Origin of the sequence: Qipengyuania algicola (assembly GCF_042492175.1) — a bacterium.
Taxonomy (GTDB): Bacteria; Pseudomonadota; Alphaproteobacteria; order Sphingomonadales; family Sphingomonadaceae; genus CAJXSN01.
In genome coordinates this window covers 1,765,688-1,791,340 of record NZ_CP170453.1, presented here as the reverse complement: position 1 = coordinate 1,791,340, position 25,653 = coordinate 1,765,688, and the positions used below count along the sequence as shown (strand labels likewise).

Here is a 25,653-nt window from a genome sequence, read left to right as displayed (position 1 = left end):
GGCCATCCAAGGCAGCGCCACGCAAAAGGGGCGGGAAACCTCGCGGCCCCGCCCCCACTTGCTGCGTTTCGCTTCTCGCTGGTTACATCTGGCTGGCTACCCAGCGATCGATCTTGGCTTCCAGCACAGGCAGCGGCAGCGCGCCGGTGCCCAGAACCTGTGCGTGGAATTCCTTGATGTCGAAATCATCGCCCAGCGCGGTTTCCGCTTCGGCGCGCAGTTCCTGTATCTTCAGCGCACCAACTTTGTACGCAAGCGCCTGCGACGGGATCGCGATATAGCGCTCGACTTCGGCGACCACTTCAGTGCGGGTCATACCGGAATTTTCCAGCATGAAGTCGATCGCCTGCTCGCGGCTCCAGCCCTTTGAATGCAGGCCGGTATCAACCACCAGACGCATCGCGCGCAGCTGCTCGTCCTGCAGCGTGCCATACCGCGCCCACGGATCGTCAAACAGACCCATGTCGTAGCCCAGCGTTTCCGAATACAGCGCCCAACCCTCGACATAGGCGGTGTTTCCGCCAAAGCGCATGAAGGCCGGCAGCGCCTCGTTTTCCTGCGCAAGGCTGATCTGGAAGTGATGGCCCGGTGCGCCTTCATGCAGATAGAGCGTGACATTGCCCGTCGTCAGGCGGCTGGGCAGGTCATAGGCGTTGAAGTAGAACGTGCCGGGGCGCGAACCATCGGGCGCGCCGGACTGGTAGGAACCGCCCGCGCTGAATTGCTCGATGGCCGGATCATACGGCTTGATGACCAGTTCGGTCTTGGGCAGCAGGCTGAAATAGTCGCCGATCTTCTCGTCGACGATCTCGCCGATGTCATAATAGCTCTGGGTCAGAGCCTCGCGGCTTTCCGGCTTGAACTGCGGATCGGTGCGGACATAGTCGAAGAATTCCTGCGTGGTCCCTTCGAAGCCAACCTCTTCCTGGATTTCCTGGAAACCGGCCATCACCCGGGCGACTTCGGACAGGCCCAGCTCGTGCAGATAGTCGGCCGTCAGCGGCAGCGTTGTGGTGCTCTCGATGAGCTGGGCATACAGCGTATCGCCACCTTTCATCTCGCTCAGGCCGACGGTGGTGCGAGCCACGGGCAGATATTCATCGCGCAGGAAATCGCGCATCCGCGTGGTGCTGTCGTAAATCGCCTGCGTCGCGGTCTGGTACTCGGCGGTCAGGCGCGCCTTGTCTTCGTCGGAGAAGTCTTCCGGCATGTTCTTCACCGGAGCCCAATATTGCGATTCCTCCAGCGGGATCGCCAACTGGGTGTCGAGTTGCTTGATCACCCGGTCGATGGTCAGGCTGGTTTCAAGAACGCCGGACTCCATGCCGTCACGAAATTTCTCGATCGCGCGGTCGCCGATGGCGATGTAGTCTTTGTGACGCGACAGGTTGTTTTCGTAATCGGTCACTGTCTTGAACGGGGCAGCGCTCTGGCCGCTGGCGAAGGTAGGGTAAAATGTGTGGAAGCCGCTGAAATGGTTCACCGGCCGCACTTCGGTCAGCGCGCGGATTTCATCGGTACTACCTTTGAGCGACTGCTCCTGATTGTATTTGAACACGTCGTAAGCGAGCTGGTCGGTCTCGCTCAGCTTGCTGCGGTCGATCTGCGCGAGCAGCGCCATGTTCAGCTGCGTGTCGGTGCGCGCTGCAAGGAAGAAACTGTCGGTCAGGAAATCGCCCAGCCGATCCGCCCGGCGCATATCGCCTCGAAACAGTCCGCTGATCGGATTGAGAGCAAGCGAACGCTCGTCGGATTCCGCGAACAAAGCTTTCAGCTTCTGGCCCTCGGTCATAGGCGCTTCGGAATGGGCTTCGCCGCCCATGGCGTCGGCTGCGTGGTTACCGTGGCCGTCGGCCAGTGCGGGAGTGGCCGGCAGCGCCAGAGCGGCGGTCGCCAGAAGGGCAGTACGGATCAGTTTCATTGGGGTCCCCTTTGGATTACTGTATTATGCGAATAAGACACATCAACACATATTGCAATCGCTAGCGAGGGGGGCCGCAAAGGCGAGTGGCCATCTACTAAGTGCCTGCCCTGCCCGACAAAGTGCCATGCCGCGCGGGACTTATTCGGCAGAAAGGCAATGCCGGTCGCCGCGCCGGGCGATGTTGAAACCGCCTGCGAGCACGGCCTGCGATTGGGGCGATGCGGGGTCGCGGATCGGATTGGTGTGATTGTAATGGATGAAGTGAACCTTGGCGCGCTCTTCTGCGGGTAATGCGCCCAGCCGCTTCATCACGGCCTTCACGCGCGGATGCGGAATCGCGCTCATGTCACGGCCCGGCAATTCACCATCATCGAAGAAAGTGGCATCGATAAAGGCGTAATCCACGCCGCCGATCAACCCGGCGAGAGTCTGGCCCGAAGCCGCTTCCCATTCCTCCCAGCTGTCGAGATCGGGTACGAATATAGCACGCTTGTCCGGCGTCATCAGCAGGAAACCCGCGGTCTCTGAATATTCGTCGCGGTGCGGCACAAGAAATGGAAGCACGCCGAAATCATCGCTCAGCACGGCGAATGTGTCCGCCTCCATCGGCTGGAGGGCGATGTTTCCCAGCGCAATGAGCTGGCCCCAAGGACCGTTCCCGGTGAGAAATTCGGTCATGCGCGGCAACGCAAATACCGGAACCCCCTTCGCCCCCGCAGCCTCCTGCCCCAGATAGGCAAGGCCGAGATAGTGACCGATATGCGCATGGGTCAGGAATATCCCGTCGAGACCCAGACCCTTCACAGCAGGCTCGATGGCGTCCAGCATAGCCAATTGCTCGGTGATCGCAGGCGTGGCCTCGAACAGGTACCGGGTCCCATATGCGCGGTCGATGACCGCTAGCGAGGTCGGCAGCAAGCGCGGCCCTGCATCATCGGTATTGCCAATTTGCGGAGCACCGGCGTCTTGCCCTGCGCCCAGCACCACCAGTTCCCGCCGACAGACCGGCGCGGTCTCCTCCGGCGAGGCCGCAGCGGACGAAAGCGCCAGCGCTAGAGCGGCGAGCATCACTCGATCACGCGCCCGCGCACCATGGTCCAGTCGACCTCTTCCAGCACGGTGATATCGGCCAGCGGATTGCCCTTCACCGCGACGATATCCGCCGAATAGCCCGGAGCCAGACGGCCGATTTCATTCTCCAGCCCGATCACCTCGGCAGCGACGGTCGTTGCGCTGGCCAAAGCCTCGCGCGCATTCATTCCGCCGAGCATCATCTGCGTGAATTCGCCCGCATTCTCCCCATGCGGGAACACGCCTGCATCCGTACCAAAGGCCATTTTTACATTCCACTGGCGCGCGCGCTGCACGATGCTCTCGGCAACCGATACGGTCGCGCGGATTTTTTCCTCCACCACCGGCGTGTAGAACCCGGTGCCGAGGTTCTTCTTGATCCCCTGAAACGCCATCAGTGTGGGTACCAGAATGGTGCCGTTCTCGCGCATTACGCGGGCGGCCTGCTCGTCAATAAAGGTGCCGTGCTCGATCGTCTGGACCCCTGCCCGCGCCGCTGCCTCGATCCCGCGAGCCCCATGGGCATGGGCGGCGACCTTCAGCCCAAGCGTGTTCGCCGTATCGACGATGGCCTTCATCTCTTCATCGGAGAAATGCGCTTCCAGCCCGCGTCCCTGCTGGCTGAGCACACCGCCGGTGGCGGTAATCTTGATCAGGTCGGCCCCGTATTTTGACGCCGTTCGGACCATTTCCGCACATTCCACTGCGCCGGTGCAGGTGAAGTCCGTGCCGAGCGCTTCGCCGACACCGCGACGGAAACCGTTTACGTCGCCATGCCCGCCAACAATCGCGATGGTCCGCGCCGAGGTAACGACACGCGGACCCGGGACCATGCCCTCTGCTGTGGCGCGCCGCAGCATCTGGGTCACCTGATCCGTCCGCGAGCCCAGATCGCGCACCGTGGTAAAGCCTGCCAGCGCCGTGATCCGCGCATTCTTCGCCGCGACCAGCACATTCCATTCCGGCGGAGTCGTCGCCGCGCGCCAGAACTCGCCACTGGGATCGCCCGACAGATGCGTGTGCAGGTCGATCAGCCCGGGCAGCACGGTATGATCCGGCAGGTGGACCATCTCTGCGCCTTCGGGCGTGGGGGTAAAGCCATCGACAATCGAGACGATCCGCCCATCGGTGACGGTAATCGTGGCGGGACCGGTGGGCGCACTGCCGGCATCGGTCAGGACGGAGCCGACGTGAATAACCGTCGTGTCGGCCAGAGCCGGCGTTGCCGCCAGCAATCCCGCTGCGCCAACTGCGCCTACCGTGCCTTTCACGAATGCCCCAATTGCGAACTTCATCCTGCCCTCTCCCCCTGATGGAACCGAGCCGCGTTTGCGCTCGTTTTCCTGTTCGCTATAGCGCACGCCAGCAGATTACAAATCGAGAGAGGATTTCCCCTGATGCACACCGCCTTCAAGACCATGCGAACCGCCTTGCTGACCGCCAGCCTGCTGGTCCCAGCCGCCGCCCTCGCCCGCCCAATGACGGCGGAGGATGTGGCCAAGCTGGAAGCCGTTGGTGCCGTCGCCGTTTCGCCCGATGGAAGCCGCGTCGCCTACACCACGTCCAGCCTGCCCGACGTGACCGAAGGCGAAAAGGACGGCTCCTTCACGCAGGAACTGAAGATGGCCTACGGGCCGGACAACGCCTTGTCCTTCCTGCCCGATGACATCAGCCCCTCGGGCGTGACGTTTTCTCCCGATGGCCGGATGGTGAGCTTCGTTTGGGCGAAGGACGATGAAGACCGCGCGGTCTGGGGCATCCCGGTCGATGGCGGGGCGCAGCGAAAGCTCGCGGCTGTCGATGGCACCGATGTTCGCAGCTATGCGTGGTCGCCCGACAGCGGCACGATTTACATGCTGACCGGAGCGGAAGAGGACGATGTCCGCGAAGACGAGAAGGACGCAGGCTTCACCGCCATCGTTTACGAGGAAGAGTTCAAATTCAATCGTCTGTTCCGCGCAGCCGCGGGCCGCGAAGTGGACACTGACCCGGTGGAGATTACGGTCCCCGGCTATGTCAGCGCCGTGCGCATAGCGCCGGACGGCCAGACAGCCGTGATCGACAGCGCGCCGACTCCGCTGATCGACGACAGCTATACCAGTAAGCGCGCGCATATTTTCGATCTGGCCACCGGCACAGTGCGCACCACCATCGAAACGCCGGGCAAGCTGGGCGATGTCGAAATTTCGCCCGACGGCGCGCAGCTGTCGATGATTGCGGGTGTCGACATGCATGATCCGGCAGACACCACTCTGCATCTGGTCGACACATCGACCGGCCAGTATCGCGCTCTGAACGCAGGCGCAGCCGAAGCGGCGGTTGATGCGGAATGGCTGTCGGACGGACGCCTTGCCTCGATCATCCATATCGGCGCGGATGCCATGCTGCGGATCTACAATGCCGATGGCAGCGTGGCCGAAACGGTCGATCCGGGCGACCTGATCCTGACAGGCATTCAGGCGGGCGGCGACCGCGTGATGGTATGGGCCAACAGCCCTGCCCATCCGACCGAGCTGTATGAATACACAAATGGCGCCTTCACCCGCTGGACCAACCACAATACGTGGCTGTCCGAAATCGACATGGGAACGCAGCGCACGGTGACTTACACGGCCACCGACGGACAGGAAGTCGAAGGCATCCTGATCGAGCCGGTCGGCGGTGCACCGGCTGGCGGCGCCCCGACCATCATGATGGTCCATGGCGGGCCGGAAGCGCATTATTCCAATGGCTGGCTGACTGCCTATTCGATGCCCGGCCAGATGGCTGCGGGCGAAGGCTATGCCGTCTTCCACCCCAACTATCGCGGCTCGACCGGCTACGGCGTCGATTTCGCCAAGCAGCATCAGGGCCGCTATACCGACCCTGAATTCCGCGACATTGTCGATGCCAAGAAGCATCTCGTCGCCGAAGGGATCACCGATCCCGATCGCACCGGCATTACCGGCGGATCCTATGGTGGCTATGCCAGCGCATGGGGCGCGACGCATTATTCCGACGAATATGCCGCCGCCGTGATGTTCGTCGGTATTTCCAACCAGACCAGCAAGTTCGGCACGGGCGACATCCCGTTCGAAATGTACAACGTCCACAGCCGCGCCTGGCCGTGGGACGACTGGCAGAAAATGCTGGAAGTCAGCCCCATCTACTACACCGACCGGGCCAAGACCCCGCTGCTGATCATGCACGGGCTGGAGGACACGCGCGTCGATCCGGGCCAGAGTTACGAGCTCTATCGCTTCGTCAAGATCCGCAATCCCGACACGCCGCTGCGCATGGTCCTGTATCCGGGTGAAGGGCACGGCAACCGCAAGGCTGCCAGCCGCTATGATTACAACAAGCGCATGCTGCGCTGGTTCGAAACCTATCTGAAAACCGGTGACCGCGACGCGGCAATGCCGGATACGCGCCCCATCCTCGAACTCGGCGGTGACGACGAATAGGCCGCACATAGCGCTCATCATGGGGAAAGCGCCGACCATGCCGGTTCGCAATGCCAGTTAAAGGCATCCTGCTGTGCATGTTCGCGCTTTCCCTGTTGGCCAGCGCCCTGCCTGCGACCCCGTGGTCAGATGAGAATATGAGTATGGGCCTGCAAGCGGGGCTGGCGGGTGGCGGCGGGCTGCTTCTCCTGATCGGAGTGCTCGAAATTCGCAGCTGGCAACAGCGCGACAGGGCCCTGCGCCGGGACCAGTGGCTGGATGGCGAACTGGTGGTCGAAGAAGACGTCGCCGGCCGCTATCCCGCCTGCACCGCCCGGTTTGAAGCAGGCGGCCGGTGCTGGCGAATGCGCTGCTTCACCAGCAGCTTCGAAAATGGCCATCCGCTGACCGGAGACAGACACGCAGCCAGCGCATGCCTCGACGAGGATAATGAATTGGTGGTGCTCGAAGTGGGCGGGCGGGAAGTCATCCCTGCGGTGTCAGGCTGCGAGATTGAGTGGCCCGAAGCCCCCGGCGCAGATGGGCCGGGTGAGACCCGTCAGAAGGTGTAACCCAGCCCCACGCCCAGCAGGAACTGGTTCGCACTACCGCGCACGCTCGTCAGCGGCGTGTTTTTCGCATCGTTCATCAGGCGCGAGTATCCGCCAATGCCGACAATGTTCAGGCCGCCATCGGTCACATCGCCATTGAGGTCCACAGCGAGCAGCAGATTGACGCCCACGCTTTGCAAACCGCCTTCGGCCTGGAATGCGGGCAGCACACCGCCGCTGGCCACAGTATCGGCCGGGCTTACACTGAAATAGTAATCCGCAAAATCATCGTCGATGAAGGTCGCGCTGCCGCTGATCGATGCGGCGACGCCGCGGCTCAGCGGCGTAAAATAGGTCACCGACGGGCTGACCGTCATGCCCGAATGCGCGCCCGCCACATCCCACATCGCGTCGACATTCACGCTCACGCTGTCGAACGGGTTCAGTACGCCGGGGAAGCTGACACCCACCGTGGGGCCGACTTCCACTGCGCGGTCAAGCTCGCCCAGCTGTTTGACCACCTCGTCCTCGATCTGATCGACCCGGTCGCTCCGCACTCTGAATGCCACGCCCAGATCGAAAGACGGACCGGTTTCGGCATCGGGAATGAAATCCACCGCCAGCCCCGCCGGGCGCGGATTGATGTTCACGCCCTTGTAGCTCGCCTGGATGATCGGCAGCGGGAAGATAACGTAATCGTTGGAGCCGGTATAGCTTGGCCCCAGACCGGCACCCACGCCAATGCTGAGAAAATCGCCATCGAAGACGGTTTCCCCCGTCGGCGGACCGCCCCGCTGCTCGCCCGGAGGCGCTGCATCGGGGTCGGTATCGGCATCCTGCGCCGCAAGAGGAGAGGCAGCGACAAGCGCGAGCGCGCCGACCAGAAGGACGGGATGACGGGTGGACATGACAGGGGGCCTTTACGAGTGGATATAAGCCCATAACGGCCCATCACAGGCGCGGTTCCTCTCCAGTCCCCTTTGCAGTGCGGGCCACGCTGCCCCAAAGGCCGATTGCCCACAGCCAACCGCCAGCGTAGAGCGGCACCCGAAATGAAGAACAGCCGGGTCGATATCGCAATTGCAGGAGGAGGATTGGCCGGCGGGCTGATCGCGCTGGCCCTGCGCCGTGCGCGCCCGGAATTGAACGTGGTTCTGGTTGAAGCCGAGGATGTGCTGGGCGGCAATCACCGGTGGAGCTGGTTCGAGGGCGATCTGGATGCTGCCGGGACCGCGCTTCTTGCCAGCTTCCGAAAGACCGAATGGACCGGATACGATATCCGCTTCCCGGCGTATGAGCGCACGCTGGGCGCGCGGTACCTGTCGCTCGCGTCCCCCGATTTCGATGCCGCGCTGCGGCGCGAACTGGCGCAGGATTGCATCATGCCGTCCTCGCCGATTGCCAGCATGGATGCGGACGGGATCGATCTCAAGGACGGCTCGCGAATTTCGGCCCGCGCGGTGATTGATTGCCGCGGCTTCGTGCCAGACCATTCGCTGCGCGGCGGGTGGCAGGTGTTCATGGGCCGCCATCTGCGCACCGCCACACCGCACGGTGTGGAGCGGCCCGTCATCATGGATGCCAGCGTCGAGCAGCACGGCGCCTACCGCTTCGTCTATGTCCTGCCGCTGAGCGCGCACGAGCTGTTCGTAGAAGACACCTATTACGCGGACGAACCAGTGCTCGACCGGTCGGCGCTGTCACGGCGGATCGATGCGTATTGTGCGAAGCATGGCTGGGACGGCGACATTCTCGGCGGCGAAACCGGCGTTCTGCCGGTGATCACCGGGGGTAATTTCAGCGCATTTCAGGCCGCATCGCGCATTCCCGGCGTGGCGCAGGCCGGGGCGCGCAGTGCGATGGTCCACCCGCTGACCAGCTACACCCTGCCCCACGCCGTGCAGACAGCGCAGCTGGTGGCAGACAATGCCGATCTGCCCGGCGACCAGCTGGCCGCCTTGCTGGAGGCGCAGGCCCGGCGCGTCTGGAAGCAGACCGGCTTTTACCGGATGCTGGGCCAGATGCTGTTCGGCGCGGCCAAGCCCGACAAGCGCTACCGCATTTTCGAACATTTCTACCGTCTTCGCGAACCGCTGGTGGAAAGGTTTTACGCCGCACGCAGCACACGGCGCGATAAATTGCGGATACTTATCGGCCGTCCGCCCGTTCCCATCCCGCGCGCCATCCGTGCGATCTTCTCCTCCCGTGCGCCTCTGGTTGCGCCGAACCACAAGCCCGATTCAATGAAAGCTCCGAAATCATGAGTTCTCCCAGCAAGACAGCCTGCGTTATCGGCTCCGGATTTGGCGGCATGGCGCTGGCCATGCGGCTGCAAAGCGCCGGCATCCAGACCACCGTGATCGAAGGCCGCGACAAGCCCGGTGGCCGCGCTTATTACTGGGAAAAGGAAGGCTTTACCTTTGACGGTGGCCCCACCGTGGTGACCGACCCCGATTGCCTGACCCAGCTTTGGGAACTGTCGGGCCATGACATGGCGCAGGATGTGGAACTGATGCCGGTCAAGCCGTTCTACCGTCTCAACTGGCCGGACGGCACAAATTTCAATTACTCCAACGATCATGACGAGCTGTTCGCCGAGATCGAGAAGCTGCACCCTGAAGATGTCGACGGCTACAAGCGCTTCCTCGAATACAGCGCGGGCGTCTATGAGGAAGGCTATCTCAAGCTCGGCACTGTGCCCTTCCTCGATTTCAAATCCATGCTGAAGGCCGCGCCTGCCCTCGCCAAGAAGCAGGCCTATCGCAGCGTCTATTCGATGGTTTCCAGCTTCGTGAAATCGGAGAAGCTGCGCGAGGCGCTCTCGTTCCACACCCTGCTGGTCGGCGGCAATCCGATGAAGACGAGCAGCATCTATGCGCTAATCCACAAGCTGGAAATGGAAGGCGGCGTGTGGTGGACGCGGAGCGGCACCAACAAGTTGATCGCCGGGATGATCCGCCATTTCGAGCGCCTCGGCGGTAAGATGATTGTCGGCGATCCGGTAGTGCAGGTGCACGAGGAAAACAACGTCGCAAATAGCGTGGAGACCGCGAGCGGTTTCAAGGCCGATTTCGACGCGGTCGCAAGCAATGCCGATATCATGCACTCCTACCGCGACCTGCTGGGCCGCAGCCAGCGCGGGTGGAAGATGGGCAAGAAATTGGCCCGAAAGAAATTCTCGCCCGGCCTGTTCGTGGTGCATTTCGGGCTGGAAGGCACTTGGCCCGGCATCGCCCACCACATGATCCTGTTCGGCCCGCGCTACAAAGGCTTGCTGGATGATATTTATGATAACGGCGTTCTGCCGAAGGATTTCAGCATCTATCTGCATCACCCCACGGTGACAGATCCGAGCATGGCGCCTCCGGGCCAGAGCACATTCTACGCGCTGGTACCGGTGGCCCATATGGGCAAACTTAAGGTCGATTGGGACACCGTCGGCCCGCAGCTGGAAAAGGCCATTCTGGACGAGATCGGCCGCCGCCTGATCCCCGACATTCACGACCGGATCGTGACCAAGTTCAGCTACGCGCCCAAGGATTTTGCCACCGACCTCAACGCCCATCTGGGCAGCGCCTTCAGCCTGGAGCCGCTGCTGACGCAAAGCGCCTATTTCCGGGGCCACAACCGCGACGATGTGATCGAGAATTTCTACCTCGTCGGCGCGGGCACGCATCCGGGCGCAGGCATTCCCGGTGTTGTCGGCAGCGCGAAGGCGACCGCAGGCCTGATGATCGAGGATTTACAATGATGATATTGGCGCCACTGCTTTTGATGGCCGCTTCCGAGCCATTGCCGACAACCCAGACCTCGCCGCTGGCGACGCCCGATACCTCTCACGAGTGGGTCCTCCTGACCGACGATGAGGACGGTACCGGCTGGTACGACAAGACGTTCCGAGACACGACCTCGTTCGAGGGTCAGTCCTACCCTGTCGTCCTTATCCGCTTCACCTTCCGAGAAGATGGCGTGGACAATGTTGGCGATATGACCCTGGCCGTTGATTGCGATGGAAACAGGCAGGCAGTGGTGGCCGGCTGGCTCCAGGCACACGGAGAAATCATTGCGGCCAAAGATCAGCCGGAAGGCATGATTTTCGACTTTACAGAGCGGCCTTTCGATGAGGAAGATATCGCCATCTTCAGGCAGGCCTGCGGAGAAGACTGGTCCCAATGAACCACCTCGCCGTCTATTGCGGGTCCGCGACGCCGGAAGACCCGCGTTATGTGGAACTCGCCCGCGAAGTCGGCGCGACGCTCGCGCAGCGCGGGATCGGCGTCGTCTACGGCGGCGGGCGGCTCGGACTGATGGGCGCGGTGGCGTCCGGTGCGCTCGCAGCCGGTGGCGAGGTCATCGGGGTAATCCCCGAGGCCCTGGCCGGTTCCGAAGTCGCCAACCACGACTGCACCGAGCTTCACACCGTTTCCGGCATGCATGAGCGCAAGCAGAAGTTCACCGATCTGTCGGACGGTTTCGTCACCATTCCCGGCGGCGTGGGCACGATGGACGAATTGTGGGAAGCGATGAGCTGGGCGCAGCTTGGTTATCACACCAAGCCGGTCGGTCTGCTCAATGCATTCGGCTTCTATGACGATCTTATCGCCTTCAACTCCAAGATGGCGGAGGTCGGTTTCGTCCGGCCCGCGCACCAGAACATCCTCATCCATTCGGACACCATGCCGGAACTTTTGGACGCTATGACGGCTTATCAGGCACATACGCCCATTTTCCGCATGAAGGCCGAGGATCTTTGACGCAAAACCGCCCACTCGTCGCTGATGTCCGGCGCACGCTGCCAGTGCATGGCGGCGGACGCCACCGCGAGGCGCTGGTCGAAAAGGCGCGCGCAGCGATTGCCGAGGGGTCGCACAGCTTTGCTATGGCCTCTTCGCTGTTCGGTGAGGACACGCGCGAGCGCGTGTGGCTGCTCTATGCCTGGTGCCGCCGGTGCGACGATCTGGTCGACGGGCAGGATATGGGCGGGGCTCTGGGAGACCAGACGAATATCGAAGACCGTGTGCAGGCCGTCCGCGTGCTCACCCGCCGCGCGCTGGAGGGTCAGCCGACTGCCGATGCCGCCTTCGACGCCTTCGGGCTTGTGGCCTCCGAAAGCGGCCTGACCAAGGATATGGCCAACGACGTTATCGCCGGGTTCGCAATGGACGCCGCCGAGTTCCGCCCTACGGGCCGCAAGGATGTGCTGCGCTATTGCTACCACGTGGCAGGCGCGGTGGGCGTGATGATGGCCCATGTCATGAACGCGCCCGATGACAGCTTCGTTTATGACCGCGCCTGCGATCTGGGCATCGCGTTTCAGCTCAGCAACATTGCCCGCGATGTGGTGGAAGATGCCGAGGGCGGGCGGTGCTATCTGCCGATCGAATGGCTCGCCGATGCGGGTCTGACGCCGGAGGATTTCACACAAGAAGAAAACCGCTTCGCTCTCGCTGCGGTCTCGGCGCGGCTGGTCGATATGATGGAAATTTACGAGCAGGCGGCACGCTGCGGAGCGCAAAGGCTGGGCTTCCGCGACCGCTGGGCGATTTACGCTGCGACCCGCATCTATGGCGGGATCGGACGCAAGGTTCGCAATCGCGGCCAACTGGCGTGGGACAGCCGCGTTCGGATCGGCCGCTTGGCGAAGCTGGGCCATGTCGCCGCCGCATTGGGCGAGGCGATCATCAACCGCCCCGTACCGCCGCGCGACTGGCCGGAATACACCCGCACCGACCTGCAACCGATCCGGGGCTGGTGAATTGCGCGCAAGGGGACTAACCCTGCAGCCATGATTTCAAAGCTCCTGATTGCCAATCGCGGCGAGATTGCCTGTCGTATCATCCGCACCGCCCGCAGCATGGGCGTGTCCACGGTCGCGGTCTATTCGGATGCCGATGCCAAGGCGCTGCATGTCCGGCAGGCGGACGAGGCGGTGCATATCGGGCCTTCGCCCGCTGCCGAGAGCTATCTGGTGGGCGATAAGATCATCGCTGCCGCCAAGGAGACCGGCGCGGAGGCGATCCATCCGGGCTACGGCTTCCTGTCCGAGAATGCCGGTTTCGCACAAGCTGTGATTGATGCGGGGCTGATCTGGGTCGGACCTAAGCCGGACAGCATCAAGGCGATGGGCCTGAAAGACGCCGCGAAGGAGCGGATGATCGCCGCCGGAGTGCCGGTGACGCCGGGCTATCTGGGTGAAGACCAATCCGTCGAACGCTTGAAGAAAGAGGCCGACGCCATCGGCTATCCCGTGCTGATCAAGGCGGTCGCAGGCGGCGGCGGCAAGGGGATGCGGAAGGTCGATGCGGCAGCGGACTTCGAAGCCGCGCTCGAAAGCTGCCGGCGCGAGGCCAAGGCCAGCTTCTCCAATGACGAGGTGCTGCTGGAGAAATGGATCACCTCGCCCCGCCATATCGAAGTGCAGGTCTTCGGCGACAGCCACGGCAATGTCGTCCACCTGTTCGAACGCGACTGCTCGCTGCAACGCCGCCACCAGAAAGTGATCGAGGAAGCCCCTGCCCCGGGCATGGACGAGGCGACCCGCGAGGAAATCTGCGCCGCCGCCGTGCGCGCTGCGAAGGCGGTCGATTACGAAGGCGCAGGCACGATCGAGTTTATCGCCGACGCCAGCGAAGGCCTGCGCGCCGACCGCATCTTCTTCATGGAAATGAACACGCGGCTTCAGGTCGAGCATCCGGTGACCGAGGAGATTACCGGTGTTGATCTGGTGGAGTGGCAGCTGCGCGTGGCGTCAGGCGAGCCGATCCCGCTCAGGCAGGACGAGCTGAGCATCAACGGCTGGGCGATTGAAGCGCGACTTTATGCGGAGGATCCGGCGAAGGGGTTTTTGCCAAGCCCAGGGCGCATTCATGATCTCGCACTCGATCAACGCATCCGCATCGAGACAGGTGTCGAAGAAGGCGACATGGTAAGCGCATTCTACGATCCGATGATTGCCAAAATGGTCGTCCATGCGGAGGATCGAGATGATGCGATTGACGAGCTGCTCAAGGCTCTGGATGCAAGCTATGTTTCGCCGTTGAAGACCAATCAAGGATTTCTCTACGAGTGTCTCGCGCTTGAAGAGTTCCGCAACTCTGACCTCGACACCGGCTTGATCGAAAACAAGGGCGATGCCCTCATGTCAGCTCCCGAGCCAAGCCAGGCCGCGATAGACGCAGCAGCTCGCCGCTTTCGACGAGAAGATCCTACTTGGATGGGAGAACTGTGGTCACGTGACGATAAGCTCCAGACCGCCATGTTCGGCTTGAGGCTGAATGCCGCTCAAAGACGCACGATCAACCTTCATTCAAATGGCAAATCCGTTGTTGGAGACACCAACAATTACCATCGTGAATTCGGTATTTGCGCAACTATGTCACCGGACGATGAGATTTTCGTGACCGAGCGTGGCCAGACTTTTCATTTCGACATCCGCGGCCCTGACGGATCTGGCCATGCCTCCGCCGCCGATGGCGCCATCCTCGCTCCGATGCCGGGCAAGGTCATCGCGGTCGATGTGGCCGAGGGCGATGCGGTCACTGCGGGCCAGCGACTGATGGTGCTCGAGGCGATGAAGATGGAGCACGCGCTCACCGCGCCGTTCGACGGGACCGTGACCGGGCTTTCCGCCAGCGAGGGCGGGCAGGTGCAGGTCGAGGCGGTACTGTGTTTGGTGGAGCCTGTGGAATAGAGCTTCCACCTCAAACCCGTTCGTGCTGAGCCTGTCGAAGCACTGCTCTTCCTTTGAGCGCGGGTCTAGAACTGAAGAGCAGCCCTTCGACAAGCTCAGGGCGAACGGATTTCGGGGGTTTTGCCAACCACATTGGCCAACCCCAGTGGAGAGCGCATGACCTGGGCTAAAGAACTCAAAGAACTGCGCCACCGCGAAGCGCTCGCCGAGCAGATGGGCGGCGAGGAGAAGGTCGCGCGTCAGCATTCTCGCGGCAAGATGGACGCCCGCGCGCGGTTGGCGGCACTTTGCGACGAGGGCTCTTTCCGCGAAATCGGCAAAATTGCGGGCAAGGGTCACTACGACGAAAACGGCGACCTCGAAGCCGTCCTCCCCGCCCCCTTCCTGTTCGGCAGAGCCACCATCAATGGCCGCCCGGTGGTCGCAACAGCCGATGATTTCACCATTCGCGGCGGCGCGGCGGATGCCGGGATCAAGCGTAAGATGGTTCAGGCCGAGCAAATGGCCCACGAATACAAATTGCCTCTAATCCGCATGATCGATGGCACGGGCGGCGGCGGCAGCGTGAAGACGCTGGAGCAGATTGGCGCGACCTATATTCCGGCCGTTCCCGGCTGGGGCGATATCGTGAAAAACCTCGACACTGTGCCTGTCGTGGCTCTCGCGCTCGGCCCCACGGCTGGCCTTGGTGCAGCGCGCACGGTAGCCAGTCATTACTCGGTGATGGTGAAGGGCCTCAGCCAGATATTCGCCGCCGGACCCGCCGTGGTGGAGGCGATGGGCGAGGCCTATCAAAGCGCCCCGGAGGACTACGCTCAGGCCAAGGAAAATCTCGGCGGCAGCGAAATCCACACCCGCAACGGCGTGGTCGATGACGAGGTTGCGAGCGAGGCGGAAGCCTTTGCCCGTGCGCGCCATTTCCTCAGCTTCATGCCCGAACATGTCGGCCAGCACGCGCGCCGCACGTCTTGCGATGATCCCGCAGACCGGCGCGAGGAAGCGCTGCTCAGCCTCGTCCCGCGCGAGGACAAGCAGGTCTATTCCATGCGCCGCGCGCTCGACCTGATCCTCGACCGGGGCACGGTGTTCGAAATCGGCAAGCACTGGGGCCGCGCCGCCGTCACCGCGCTGGCCCGGCTGGATGGCTGGCCCGTCGCGGTGCTGGCCAGCGACCCCAGCTTTCTGGGTGGATCATGGGATGCCAAGACCAGCGAGAAGGTCGAGCGGTTCGTCAAACTCGCCGACCAATTCCGCCTGCCCATCGTCCATATGGTCGACAATCCCGGCTTCATGATCGGGCGCGAGGCGGAGATGGCGGGCACCATCCGTTACGGCGTGCAGGCGATGAACGCCGTCTACAAGGCGACCGTCCCGCTCGCCAGCATCGTGATGCGCCGCGCTTACGGTATTGCGGGCAGCGCGATGAGCAATGCGGACGCTTACCAGTACCGCTATTGCTGGCCGAGCGGCGACTGGGGGTCCTTGCCCATCGCAGGCGGGCTGGAAGTGGCTTACAAGTCAGAGATCGCCGCGGCCGATGACCCGGCGGCAGAGCTGGACGCCATCCGCACACGGCTGGGCAAAGTCACAAGCCCCTTCCGCAGCGCCGAACGCTTCAATGTCGAGGATATTATCGACCCGCGCGATACGCGGCCCTTGCTGTGCGAATTCGCGCAGCTGGCGTGGCGCAAGCTGGAAAACGAAGGTTAGCCGCCTTCGTAATTGCCGTACATTTTCTGGTACCGCTTCGCCTGTGACGGCCTGCGGAACAGCTTGCCCCGTTCGCTATACAGCACGAAGCCAAGCGCAACGACCGAGCAGATGACCATCGATTGCGCCAGCGGCAGGGCCGTGCCGTCATAGGCCTGCCCGATGGCCGCCCCCATCACCGCGCCGGTGGTCATGCGGATACTGGCCTGGATAGAGGATGCCGCACCCGCAATATGCTGGAACGGCTGCATCGCGATGGAGCTGAAATTCGCGCCGACAAAGCCGAGCATCGCCATCGACAGGCTGAGCAGCGGCACGAACTCCCACAATGTCTGCTCGCCGCTGCTGGCCGACCACAGCTGCACCAGGCTGACCAGCAGGAAACCGATCAGTGCGGCATGACCGACGCGGCGTGCGCCATAGCGCTCCACGATGCGGCTGTTGGTGAAATTCGCCAGCACCATGCCAATGATGGAGGCCCCGAAAATGAGCGCAAAGTAATCGCCCGCGCCAAAGCTTTCCGCGATCAGCTGCTGCGACGAATTGAGAAAGCCAAAGAGGCTGCCAAACACCAGCGCGCTGCCGATGACATAGCCGACGGAGATGCGCAGCGAGAGCGCCTCTTTCATATTGCGCAGGATCGTTATGGGGCGGATATCCTGCGTGTTTGCCTCTGTCAGCGTTTCGGGCAGGCGCAGCCAGACCCACACAGCGACCGCACCGCCCGCAATCGCCATTGCGCCGAAAATCGCGCGCCAGTCGGCCACCATCAGGATCAGTTGGCCGATCGCAGGCGCGATGATGGGGACAATCAGGAAGATCATCATGATCAGGCTCATCAGCCGCGCCATCCGGTCGCCGCCCACATGATCACGCACGATAGCGGCGGGAACGACGCTCAGGCCCGCACAGGCAATGCCCTGAACGAAGCGAAGGGCAATTAGCACATCGAAACGCGTCACCAGTGCGCAGGCCAGCGACAGGAGGACGTAAGACGCCAGTCCGACAAACAGCACCGGGCGGCGGCCGAACTTGTCGGCGAAGGCACCGGGAAAGAACGCGCCCAGCCCCGCACCGAGGAAATAGCTGCTGATGACATATTGCCGGTCATTGCCAGCCGCGCCCAGCTCGTCGCCCATGATGCCGAGCGCAGGCAGCATGGAATCGATGCCAAAGGCCTGCAGGCTCATCAGCAACGCCATGAGCACGACCAGTTCGCGCTCCCCCAAGGTGCGGGGCGTTACCTGTGGGGAAGGTTCGGAAGTTGCCATCGTCTGCGCGCCCTGCGCCCATCGCGGGCCGTTTTCCAGCGAAAATCCTGCCGGCTCGTCCTTTTGAGAGGCGGGCTTTTGGCGTATCCGGCGGCGGATGGACGAAGAACAGCCAGACATTTCCCATGACCCGGGGGCTGACGACGCCCCCGCCAACGCTGATGATGCGAGCGACGGCAGTGGCGGCCTGCGCAAGATCATCCATGTCGATATGGACGCCTTCTTCGCCAGCGTAGAACAGCGCGACGATCCGGCGCTGCAAGGCAAACCGGTCGCTGTCGGAGGGGCCAGCGGGCGCGGCGTGGTGGCGGCCGCCAGTTACGAGGCACGTAAGTTCGGGGTCAAAAGCGCCATGCCATCGGTCACTGCGAAACGCCTGTGTCCGGACCTGATTTTCGTCAAATCGCGCTTCGATGCCTACCGTGAGGCAAGCCAGCAGATCCGCGAGATTTTCCGCTTCTTCACCCCGCACGTCGAACCGCTCAGTCTGGACGAGGCCTATCTTGACGTGACAGAGGATTTGCAGGGCATGGGCTCGGCCACTGCCACGGCTCAGGCGATCCGGCGTCGGATACGCGAGGAAACGCGCCTGACCGCCAGCGCCGGGGTCAGCTACAACAAATTCCTCGCCAAGCTCGCCAGCGACCAGAACAAGCCCGATGGCATCTGCATCATCCGCCCCGGCGAAGGGGAAGCGTTTGTCCAGTCGCTCCCTATCCGGCGCTTCCACGGCGTTGGCCCCAAGGCGGAAGAGAAGATGAACCGGCTGGGCATCACCACCGGGGCCGATCTCGCCGACAAGGACCGGGCCTGGCTGCGGCAGAATTTCGGCAGCTTTGGCGATTACCTGTTCCGCGCCGCAAGGGGCGTAGATCTGCGCCCTGTGCGCTCCAATCGGTTGCGCAAATCGGTCGGCGGGGAACGCACTTTCAGCGAGGATATTCATGACGCCGATGCGCTGCGCGAGACGTGCGAGCGGATCATCGAGATTGTCTGGGAGCGGATCGAGCGCGCGCAAGCCAAGGGGCGCACCGTTACGCTGAAAATGAAATACAATGATTTCACCCTGCAGACCCGCGCGCAGTCAGTCGCCCAGTGGGTCGAGGACAAGGAGACCTTCGCCCAGATGGCCCGCGCGCTGCTGGAGGAGGAGCTGCCGCTGCCACGCCCGATCCGCCTTATGGGACTGACGCTGTCCAATCTGGAGCGCGACGGTGATGAGGAATCCCGCCGCAAGGAAAGCAAGACCGGCCAGCTAGCGCTTTTCTAGCAGCGCCAGTCGCGGGGCGACCAGCGGGCTCACAGGCTCGGGCAATCCGTTCAAGGGAAAGAACTGCGCCTTGGCGATTTCACGGCCATCAGCCTGCGGTGTGTCGCGCAGGGTTCCGGAAACGACATGCGCCGTATGGGGAGAACCGGAGAGGCTTTCCTCGACCTCACCCAGCAGCACCGGATCATGCAGCATCACACCCAGCTCTTCGCGTGTCTCGCGCACGGCGGTGGCAACGGGCGGTTCCCCGCGCTTCATTCCGCCGCCGGGTAAGGTCCAGAAATCCGGTCCATAGGCATGGCGCACCAGCAGGAGGTCGCCAGCCGCGTTCCGCGCGATAATCGACACGCCTTCCAGCCGGACTCTGCGCCATCTCCGCCACCGGTGCCGCACCACATGCGCAGCCCTCAGCGCCATCCGATGAAGCGGACGCGGGATCAGCGGCTGGATCAGATGAAACATGTGACCGGCTGGGTCGCCGCCCGGAGAAGGCGCGCGACGGGCAAATCGTTTTCACCCTTCGCGGCGGCTTCGAAAACGGCGCGCTTGTCCGCGCTCCCGCCCAGCGTGAACAGGATCTGCCCGCTATCGAGCAGCGCCGGAATGGTCAGCGAAATCCGGTCGAACGGAGCCTCTGGCGGCAAGGGATCGGGCGTCAGGCGCACAATCTTCTGCGGCGCGTCGACCTGCGGATCGGTATTAGGGAACAGCGAGGCGATGTGCCCGTCTGCACCCATGCCGAGCCAGCACAGGGCAAAGGGCGGCACTTTTTCCATCACGGTCAGGGTCGCGACTTCGGCCCCGGCGGGCTCGAACAAGGCACGCAGTTTGCCGGTGTTCGATGCGGCATGATCTTCGGGCACCACGCGGTCATCACCGGGCCATACGACCAGCCGCGACCAGTCGAGATCGGGGCGGACCAACTGCTCCATGATCGGAAACGGTGTCGACCCGCCGGGCACAGTGATTGTGACAGGACCGTCAGTTGACGCAAACGCCGCTGACAGATGCTCCGCCAGCCAATCGGCAGTGGCGGAAGGGGCGGCATTTTCGATCAATGTCAGATTGTCCATTCCTGCATCCTATAACAAAGGCCGCGCCCGGGCATCCCCGGACACGGCCTTTTGCATTCGTATTTGAGCGCCGGGCCTATTGCAGCGTCTGGGTAAGGAACCAGACGCGTTCCTCCGCCTGGTCGGTCCAGTCGTCGAGCAGGCCGTCGGTAGCATTGTCGCCAGCCTTCTCGGCCAGTTCCTTCATGCCTTTCAAGCGCTTCACCAGCGCAGCGTTGTCGTCGCGCAGTTCCTCGACCATCTTCTCCGCCGAAAGCAAGGTATCGTCCTGATCCTTCACTTGCGTCGCCTGCACAACCGAACCCAGCGAAGTCAGCGTATCGGCGGCGTTCTTGCGCACCCGCTCGCCAATCACGTCGATTTGGTCTCGGATTTCAATCGCATGCTCGTCGAACAGCAGGTGCAGATCGCGGAAGCGCGGCCCGGCAACGTGCCAGTGGAAGTTCTTGGTCTTGATATAGAGAGCAAAGTGATCGGCCAGCAGTCCGTTCAGCTCCTGCACCAATGCGGTTTTCGAATTATCGCCTGTCTCGGCCATAGGTTCGTCCTTTCAAATTCAATGCGTGTTTGAAGGATTAACGCCCGACCTATCGCGCGGTTTCCGGCAATCTCCATGCCTCTGTAATCGCTTCAGTCGATTAACCGATAAGTCCGCGTGCGGTTAAAGCGATGAATATGCCAGCACCGAAGGTGATGGCCGCGAGCGCGAGCCGGAACGCTCTGAGCGGCACCTCTTTTGTAAGTGTGTCCCCCATTACCCACCCCACCGTCACCGCCACGCCGCCGCCCAGAGCTCCCCCGACACCTGACAGCCCGGGCAGAGCCGTGGCCGCCGCCAGCGCGAAAATGGCGAAGCGCGAGGCATCGCCCAATTGCCGCGCAAGCAGCACCAAAAGCGCTGCGAATGTCGAATAGGTCGGCTCTGCCAGCGCCTTCTCCTTGTTCGGCCAAGCCAGCTCGACCGCCGCCGCGAGCAAGGCAAAGCCAACCAGCATATGACGCGCGGAGGTGGGGAGAATGGCTGCGATTGTCGCTCCGGCCCACGCCATGAACAGGGCGGAGGCTATCGCGGCGACCCAGCCCGCCAGCAGGATGCCGTAGCCCGTCTCGCGCGCCATGCGGGCAACCAGCAGCTGGTCCCGCGCGCCCTGCCCGATCAGCAGCGCGGCAATAAAAGCGAAGAAGAAGCTCGACATGCTAGACGTTTCTCACCGCGTCACGCCCACGGGCCGGTAATCGCGACCGTCATGGTGGGGCTGTAGATGTTGACGAAGAACCACTTCCCGTCGGGCGAGAAACACCCACCCGCCAGTTCGGTCTGCCGGTGTAGCCGCCCGAAGGCATAGGCCTGCCCCGCCGGGGTGATCCCGCGCAAATGATTGTCGACCGGATCGGTATATTGATCCTCGCACACGATCAGATCGCCAAAAGGCGAGGTCACAAGATTGTCGCCGAAATTGAACTGGTCCGGGCTCTCGCTTTCGAAGAACAGTTCGAACCGGTCGGCCGCGCCGTCATAACCCGGCATGAGGCGGAAGATCTGGCCGTACCCGGCCGCGCCGCCACTGGTCGAGCAGATATACATCTCGTCCAGCCCCATATGCAGCCCCTCCCCGCGCGCGATCAACAACGCGCCCTGCGCTGCGGCGCGGGTCCGCAGATCATCTTGGGGTGCCTCGACATCATCCAGATCGATCCAGCGCACCTGCTTGGGCGCGCGCAGCGACATCCTGCTCTGCATATCGTTGGCGGGCCAGTTGCGGCTGTCGGTTGTGCCATCGACCGCCGCCATCGCCTGCAGGCGACCGCCCTTCGCTAGATCGCCGGGCACTTCGGGCAGGAAACGGTAGAACACGCTGTCGTCGCGGTCCTCCGTCATGTAAACAATGCCGGTGCGCGGATCGACGCAGGCGGCTTCGTGATTGAAGCGGCCCATCGCCGTCAGCGGCACCGCCTCCAATTGCCGCCTAGCGCCTGCAGGCACTTCGAACACCCAGCCGTGATTCTGCTCCAGCCCCGCGCCGTAGCGCTGCCCCGGCCCAGTGGGTGCTTCCTCGCATGTCAGCCAGCTGCCCCACGGCGTGATCCCGCCCGAACAATTGCGAATGGTGCCCGCGAGGCTGCGATATTGCTGCTCCACACGGAGCGTTTCCGCATCCAGCACCAGCGTTGTGGTGCCTCCCGGGACGATGTTTCCCTGATGCTTGCCATAGCCCGCCTTCAGCGTGCCGCCGCTGCCGTCGCTCGGTATCAGCTCGTGATTGCGGACCAGTGCAATTTTGCCGCCCCCCAGATCGAGGCAGCCCATTCCGTCGGCCTTGTCAGGCACGCTTAGCCCGTCATCCATCGTGTCACCGAGCCGCGAGAGAATGCGGTACGAGAACCCTTCTGGCAGATCGAGCATACCCGCAGGATCGCTGACCAGCGGGCCGAAGCCCGTTTGCCCCCGGGCGGCCTTGGCCACCGGGGCGCTTTTCATCGACGCCATGCTGCATCCGCTCGCGCTCAGCGCTGCAAACGCGCTGCCGGTCGCGGCGAGAAAGCGGCGGCGGTTCACCTCAGTTCCAACTGTGCTGGACGTGGATTTCATGGCGTTCGTCCTCATCAATTATGCCGTTTGGCACATCGCATTGCCCATGCGATACCACCACTACAACACAATAACATTCGGTAGCACGCAACAGAAGCGGGGGAGCGATCATGCAACTGGAACAAGGAATGGCCGCAGTGGTCACAGGCGGAGCATCGGGTCTAGGCTTTGCCAGCGCAAAGGCCTTGGCAGCCGAGGGACTGAAGCCCGCCATCTTCGATATCGACACCGATAAAGGTCCAGCCTGCGCGGAAGAAGTTGGCGGCACGTTCCACCATGTCGATATAACAGACGAACAATCGGTCGAGGACGGCTTTGCCGCTGCCCGCGCCGCGCATGGGCAGGAGCGCGTGACGGTCCACTGCGCGATGACCAGCCGCCGGGGGAAGACGCTGGGCTGGGACAAAGAGAACGGGTGCTACAAGCGGCTCCCGACCGAAGATTACGCCTACGGAGCGGAGGGCATTCTGGTCTCCAGCTACCGCATCGCCAGCCACTCGGCGCTAGGCATGGCGAACAGCGAGCCATTGAACGATGACGGCGAGCGCGGGGCCATCGTGCTGACCGCCAGCGTCGCGGCGCAGGACGGCCAGATCGGGCAGGTCATCTATGGCAGCTGCAAGAGCGGGGTGAACGGCCTCGTCCTGCCGATGGCGCGGGACCTGATGGATATGGGTATCCGCGTGAACAGCGTCATGCCGGGAATTTTCGCTACACCGCTGATGCTGGGGATGAAGGACAGGAACCCGCAAATGTGGGACCAGCTCAACACCAGCGTGCCCTTCCCCAAGCGCCTCGGCGAACCGGAAGAATTCGGCAGCCTGATCGTGGAAATTGCGCGCAACACCTACATCAACGGCCATCAATTCCGCCTGGACGGAGCGATCAGAATGCCGCCGAAATGAGTTCTTCTGAACCACTCAGCTTCTTCGGGAACCCATCTTCCCCTTACACCCGCAAAATGCTCTCGCTTCTGCGCTATCGCCGCATTGCGCACTCGGTAATCTGGGGATCACCCGACGCCGCTCCAAAGCATCTGCCGAAACCCAAGGTTGGTCTCCTGCCAACGTTCTATTTCAGGATGGACGACGGCAGCTTTGAAGCGGTGGTCGATTCAACGCCGATCGCGAGGCGACTTGAAGAGGAATACAAAGGACGTAGCGCGATACCGGAAGATGCCGAGCTTGCATTCTACATGGCGCTTATCGAAGATTACGCCGATGAGTGGTTGACCAAACCAATGTTCCATTATCGCTGGCATCATGATGCTGATCGCCAGCATGCCGGACGGTTCCTGTCCTTTACCTCTGACACCTCTCAAGACAGAGAATCAGCGGAAAACAGAGCGGAGGCTTTCACCAAGCGACAGTTTGAGCGCCTCTATGTTGTAGGATCGAACGATCAAACCGCCGAAATCATCGAGACAAGTTACGAACGCTTCCTTGGCATACTCGACTCGATGCTGGAGGAACGCCCTTACCTGCTGGGGAACAGACCCAGTGTCGCCGACTTTGCAGTGTTCGGCCAGATGACCCAACTGGGATTGGTCGACCCCACGCCGCGCAGACTGATGCTCGAGAAGGCGCCTCGCTTGGAGGCCTGGCTATGGAAAACAGATGATCTGAGCGGACTTGAATTGGCCGGTTGTGACTGGAGCGAAACAGGCGGGATACGCAGGGCACTTGCTCCGCTGCTCGATGAGATCGCTCAGACCTATCAGCCCGTATTGCTCGCCAACGCCAAGGCGGTGATGAACGGTGCGACACAATTCACGGCGGACGTACACGGAAGCGAATGGACGCAGCCGACATTCCCGTATCAGGCCAAGTGTCTGGCAGAGCTTCGGGACCGCTTCGCCAGCTTGGACAAGCCAGCAAAAAAAGCATGCGCAGCCACAATGACGGCGAACAATTGCGGGGCCATGATAGAGGGACTGACATGACCACTTCCACCAACGAATATCCGACCAAGGCCTACGGCGCGGCAGACACCAGCGGCCATATCGCGCCGATGGACATCACCCGCCGGGGCCTGCGCGATGACGATGTGCTGATCGATATCAGCCATTGCGGCATCTGCCATTCGGACCTGCACACCGCCCGCAACGACTGGGGCCGCACGAGCTATCCGGTGGTGCCGGGTCATGAAATTGTCGGCACCGTCGCGGCGCTGGGTAATGGAGTAACGCGTCACAAAATCGGCGACCGCGTGGCGATCGGCTGCATGGTGGATGCTTGCATGCAATGCTCCCACTGCGAGCAAGGTCTGGAGCAATATTGCAAGCAGGGCATGGTCGGCACCTATGGCGGAACCGACCGGCACGATGGCAGCAAGACCCATGGCGGCTATTCCACCCGCATCGCGTGCCGCGACGAATTCGTCCTCAAAGTACCCGAGGCGCTTTCCAGCGAACATGCCGCGCCGCTGCTGTGTGCCGGCATCACAACCTATTCGCCCTTGCGGACATGGAAAATCGGCCCAGGCAGCAAAGTCGCGGTCGCTGGCCTAGGCGGGCTGGGTCATATGGGCGTCAAATTCGCCGTAGCGATGGGCGCCGAAGTCACCGTTCTCAGCCGCAGCGAGGACAAGCGCGCCGATGCCGAGGCGCTGGGGGCGCATGATTTCCTGCTGACCACCGACAAGCCATCCATGAAGGCCAAGTCGGGCACTTTCGACATGGTCCTCAACACCATCCCCGTCCGCCACGATGTCACGCCCTATCTCCACCTCCTGCGGATCGACGGCGTGCAAGTGCTGGTCGGGATGATCGACATGATGCCGGAAATGCACAGCGGCCTGCTGCTGGGACGCAAGGTGCTGACCGGAAGCGGGATCGGCGGCCTCGCCGAAACGCAGGAAATGCTCGATCTGTGCGCCAAGAAGAACATCGTACCGGAGATCGAGATGATCCCGATGCAGGATGTGAACACCGCCTACGAACGCATGGAAGCCAGCGACGTGAAATACCGCTTCGTTATCGATATTGGGAACAGCGACTTCTAGGCAGAGCCGCGTCGAAAGCTGCTAAGGCTCGATAAAGCTCCCGCCCCGCTTGCAATTCGTTCGAACGAACAATAAACA

The 25,653-nt window shown here is 62.4% G+C and carries 23 protein-coding genes; 13 read left to right on the top strand and 10 right to left on the bottom strand.

All coding sequences use genetic code 11. From position 1 onward, the window contains the following. Positions 1-82: 82 nt before the first annotated feature. The 3 genes from ACFCW2_RS08535 to ACFCW2_RS08525 form a co-directional block, all read right to left on the bottom strand. Positions 83-1,921, bottom strand: a complete 1,839-nt coding sequence (locus ACFCW2_RS08535) for a DUF885 domain-containing protein (protein WP_379545668.1) — start codon at positions 1,919-1,921, stop codon at positions 83-85. Positions 1,922-2,062: 141 nt separating this feature from the next. After that, on the bottom strand, positions 2,063-2,992 hold the full coding sequence (locus ACFCW2_RS08530; RefSeq protein WP_379545667.1) for an MBL fold metallo-hydrolase: 930 nt from the start codon (positions 2,990-2,992) through the stop codon (positions 2,063-2,065). Continuing rightward, entirely contained in the window at positions 2,992-4,290 is a 1,299-nt protein-coding gene (locus ACFCW2_RS08525) for a metal-dependent hydrolase family protein (protein ID WP_379545666.1), read from the bottom strand. Before ACFCW2_RS08525 ends, ACFCW2_RS08530 begins: the two co-directional genes overlap by 1 nt. Before the next feature lie 102 nt (positions 4,291-4,392). Between ACFCW2_RS08525 and ACFCW2_RS08520 the strand changes: the two genes are divergently transcribed. After that, positions 4,393-6,438, top strand: coding sequence for a S9 family peptidase (locus tag ACFCW2_RS08520; RefSeq protein WP_379545664.1), 2,046 nt, complete (start codon positions 4,393-4,395; stop codon positions 6,436-6,438). A gap of 77 nt (positions 6,439-6,515) precedes the next feature. Next, a complete protein-coding gene (locus tag ACFCW2_RS08515; protein ID WP_379545662.1) occupies positions 6,516-6,989 on the top strand; it encodes a hypothetical protein in 474 nt (157 codons plus the stop codon). On the opposite strand, the gene ACFCW2_RS08510 is transcribed toward ACFCW2_RS08515, so the two are convergent. Beyond that, positions 6,977-7,876, bottom strand: coding sequence for a MipA/OmpV family protein (locus ACFCW2_RS08510; RefSeq protein ID WP_379545660.1), 900 nt, complete (start codon positions 7,874-7,876; stop codon positions 6,977-6,979). The two genes, ACFCW2_RS08515 and ACFCW2_RS08510, sit on opposite strands and share 13 nt — an antisense overlap. 144 nt (positions 7,877-8,020) lie before the next feature. On the opposite strand from ACFCW2_RS08510, the gene crtY reads away from it, so the two are divergent. The 7 genes from crtY (at position 8,021) to ACFCW2_RS08475 (ending at position 16,368) form a co-directional block, all read left to right on the top strand. After that, on the top strand, positions 8,021-9,232 hold the full coding sequence (gene crtY / locus ACFCW2_RS08505) for a lycopene beta-cyclase CrtY (protein ID WP_379545659.1): 1,212 nt from the start codon (positions 8,021-8,023) through the stop codon (positions 9,230-9,232). Beyond that, on the top strand, positions 9,229-10,719 hold the full coding sequence (locus tag ACFCW2_RS08500) for a phytoene desaturase (RefSeq protein ID WP_379545657.1): 1,491 nt from the start codon (positions 9,229-9,231) through the stop codon (positions 10,717-10,719). The genes crtY and ACFCW2_RS08500 overlap by 4 nt, the downstream gene beginning before the upstream one ends. Further along, complete coding sequence (locus tag ACFCW2_RS08495; protein WP_379545655.1) at positions 10,716-11,144, top strand: hypothetical protein; 429 nt, start codon at positions 10,716-10,718, stop codon at positions 11,142-11,144. Before ACFCW2_RS08500 ends, ACFCW2_RS08495 begins: the two co-directional genes overlap by 4 nt. Continuing rightward, positions 11,141-11,722: a TIGR00730 family Rossman fold protein gene (locus ACFCW2_RS08490; protein ID WP_379545654.1), complete on the top strand. Its 582-nt coding sequence runs from the start codon at positions 11,141-11,143 to the stop codon at positions 11,720-11,722. Before ACFCW2_RS08495 ends, ACFCW2_RS08490 begins: the two co-directional genes overlap by 4 nt. Beyond that, a complete protein-coding gene (locus tag ACFCW2_RS08485) occupies positions 11,719-12,723 on the top strand; it encodes a phytoene/squalene synthase family protein (protein WP_379545653.1) in 1,005 nt (334 codons plus the stop codon). Before ACFCW2_RS08490 ends, ACFCW2_RS08485 begins: the two co-directional genes overlap by 4 nt. Positions 12,724-12,753: 30 nt before the next feature. Continuing rightward, a complete protein-coding gene (locus ACFCW2_RS08480) occupies positions 12,754-14,658 on the top strand; it encodes an acetyl/propionyl/methylcrotonyl-CoA carboxylase subunit alpha (protein ID WP_379545651.1) in 1,905 nt (634 codons plus the stop codon). 156 nt (positions 14,659-14,814) lie between these two features. Continuing rightward, positions 14,815-16,368 (top strand): acyl-CoA carboxylase subunit beta, encoded by a 1,554-nt coding sequence (locus tag ACFCW2_RS08475; RefSeq protein ID WP_379545649.1) that lies wholly within the window; start codon positions 14,815-14,817, stop codon positions 16,366-16,368. Here ACFCW2_RS08475 and ACFCW2_RS08470 read toward each other — a convergent pair. Beyond that, positions 16,365-17,639, bottom strand: coding sequence for a multidrug effflux MFS transporter (locus tag ACFCW2_RS08470; RefSeq protein ID WP_379545648.1), 1,275 nt, complete (start codon positions 17,637-17,639; stop codon positions 16,365-16,367). The genes ACFCW2_RS08475 and ACFCW2_RS08470 overlap by 4 nt on opposite strands. Before the next feature lie 97 nt (positions 17,640-17,736). Here ACFCW2_RS08470 and dinB point away from each other — a divergent pair, with 97 nt between their 5' ends. Further along, on the top strand, positions 17,737-18,909 hold the full coding sequence (dinB, locus tag ACFCW2_RS08465; protein ID WP_379545646.1) for a DNA polymerase IV: 1,173 nt from the start codon (positions 17,737-17,739) through the stop codon (positions 18,907-18,909). Here the strand turns inward: dinB and ACFCW2_RS08460 are convergent. The 5 genes from ACFCW2_RS08460 to ACFCW2_RS08440 all read right to left on the bottom strand — a co-directional run bounded on the left by ACFCW2_RS08460 (position 18,895) and on the right by ACFCW2_RS08440 (position 22,572). Next, on the bottom strand, positions 18,895-19,371 hold the full coding sequence (locus tag ACFCW2_RS08460; protein ID WP_379545645.1) for an NUDIX domain-containing protein: 477 nt from the start codon (positions 19,369-19,371) through the stop codon (positions 18,895-18,897). The genes dinB and ACFCW2_RS08460 overlap by 15 nt on opposite strands. Then, entirely contained in the window at positions 19,359-19,982 is a 624-nt protein-coding gene (locus tag ACFCW2_RS08455; protein WP_379545644.1) for a 6-phosphogluconolactonase, read from the bottom strand. Before ACFCW2_RS08455 ends, ACFCW2_RS08460 begins: the two co-directional genes overlap by 13 nt. A 76-nt stretch (positions 19,983-20,058) precedes the next feature. Then, the gene (locus tag ACFCW2_RS08450) at positions 20,059-20,520 is read right to left on the bottom strand and encodes a Dps family protein (protein WP_379545642.1); all 462 of its coding nucleotides are present in this window, start codon (positions 20,518-20,520) and stop codon (positions 20,059-20,061) included. Between the two features lie 100 nt (positions 20,521-20,620). Next, positions 20,621-21,178: a hypothetical protein gene (locus ACFCW2_RS08445; RefSeq protein WP_379545640.1), complete on the bottom strand. Its 558-nt coding sequence runs from the start codon at positions 21,176-21,178 to the stop codon at positions 20,621-20,623. Between the two features lie 20 nt (positions 21,179-21,198). After that, positions 21,199-22,572 (bottom strand): alkaline phosphatase PhoX, encoded by a 1,374-nt coding sequence (locus tag ACFCW2_RS08440; RefSeq protein WP_379545639.1) that lies wholly within the window; start codon positions 22,570-22,572, stop codon positions 21,199-21,201. A gap of 110 nt (positions 22,573-22,682) precedes the next feature. On the opposite strand from ACFCW2_RS08440, the gene ACFCW2_RS08435 reads away from it, so the two are divergent. From ACFCW2_RS08435 to ACFCW2_RS08425, 3 genes are read left to right on the top strand one after another with little or no spacing between them, the layout of a single operon-like run. Further along, the gene (locus tag ACFCW2_RS08435; protein ID WP_379545637.1) at positions 22,683-23,477 is read left to right on the top strand and encodes an SDR family oxidoreductase; all 795 of its coding nucleotides are present in this window, start codon (positions 22,683-22,685) and stop codon (positions 23,475-23,477) included. Next, positions 23,474-24,514, top strand: a complete 1,041-nt coding sequence (locus tag ACFCW2_RS08430; RefSeq protein WP_379545635.1) for a glutathione S-transferase family protein — start codon at positions 23,474-23,476, stop codon at positions 24,512-24,514. Before ACFCW2_RS08435 ends, ACFCW2_RS08430 begins: the two co-directional genes overlap by 4 nt. Next, complete coding sequence (locus tag ACFCW2_RS08425) at positions 24,511-25,575, top strand: NAD(P)-dependent alcohol dehydrogenase (protein ID WP_379545633.1); 1,065 nt, start codon at positions 24,511-24,513, stop codon at positions 25,573-25,575. The genes ACFCW2_RS08430 and ACFCW2_RS08425 overlap by 4 nt, the downstream gene beginning before the upstream one ends. The last annotated feature ends 78 nt before the right edge of the window (positions 25,576-25,653 follow it).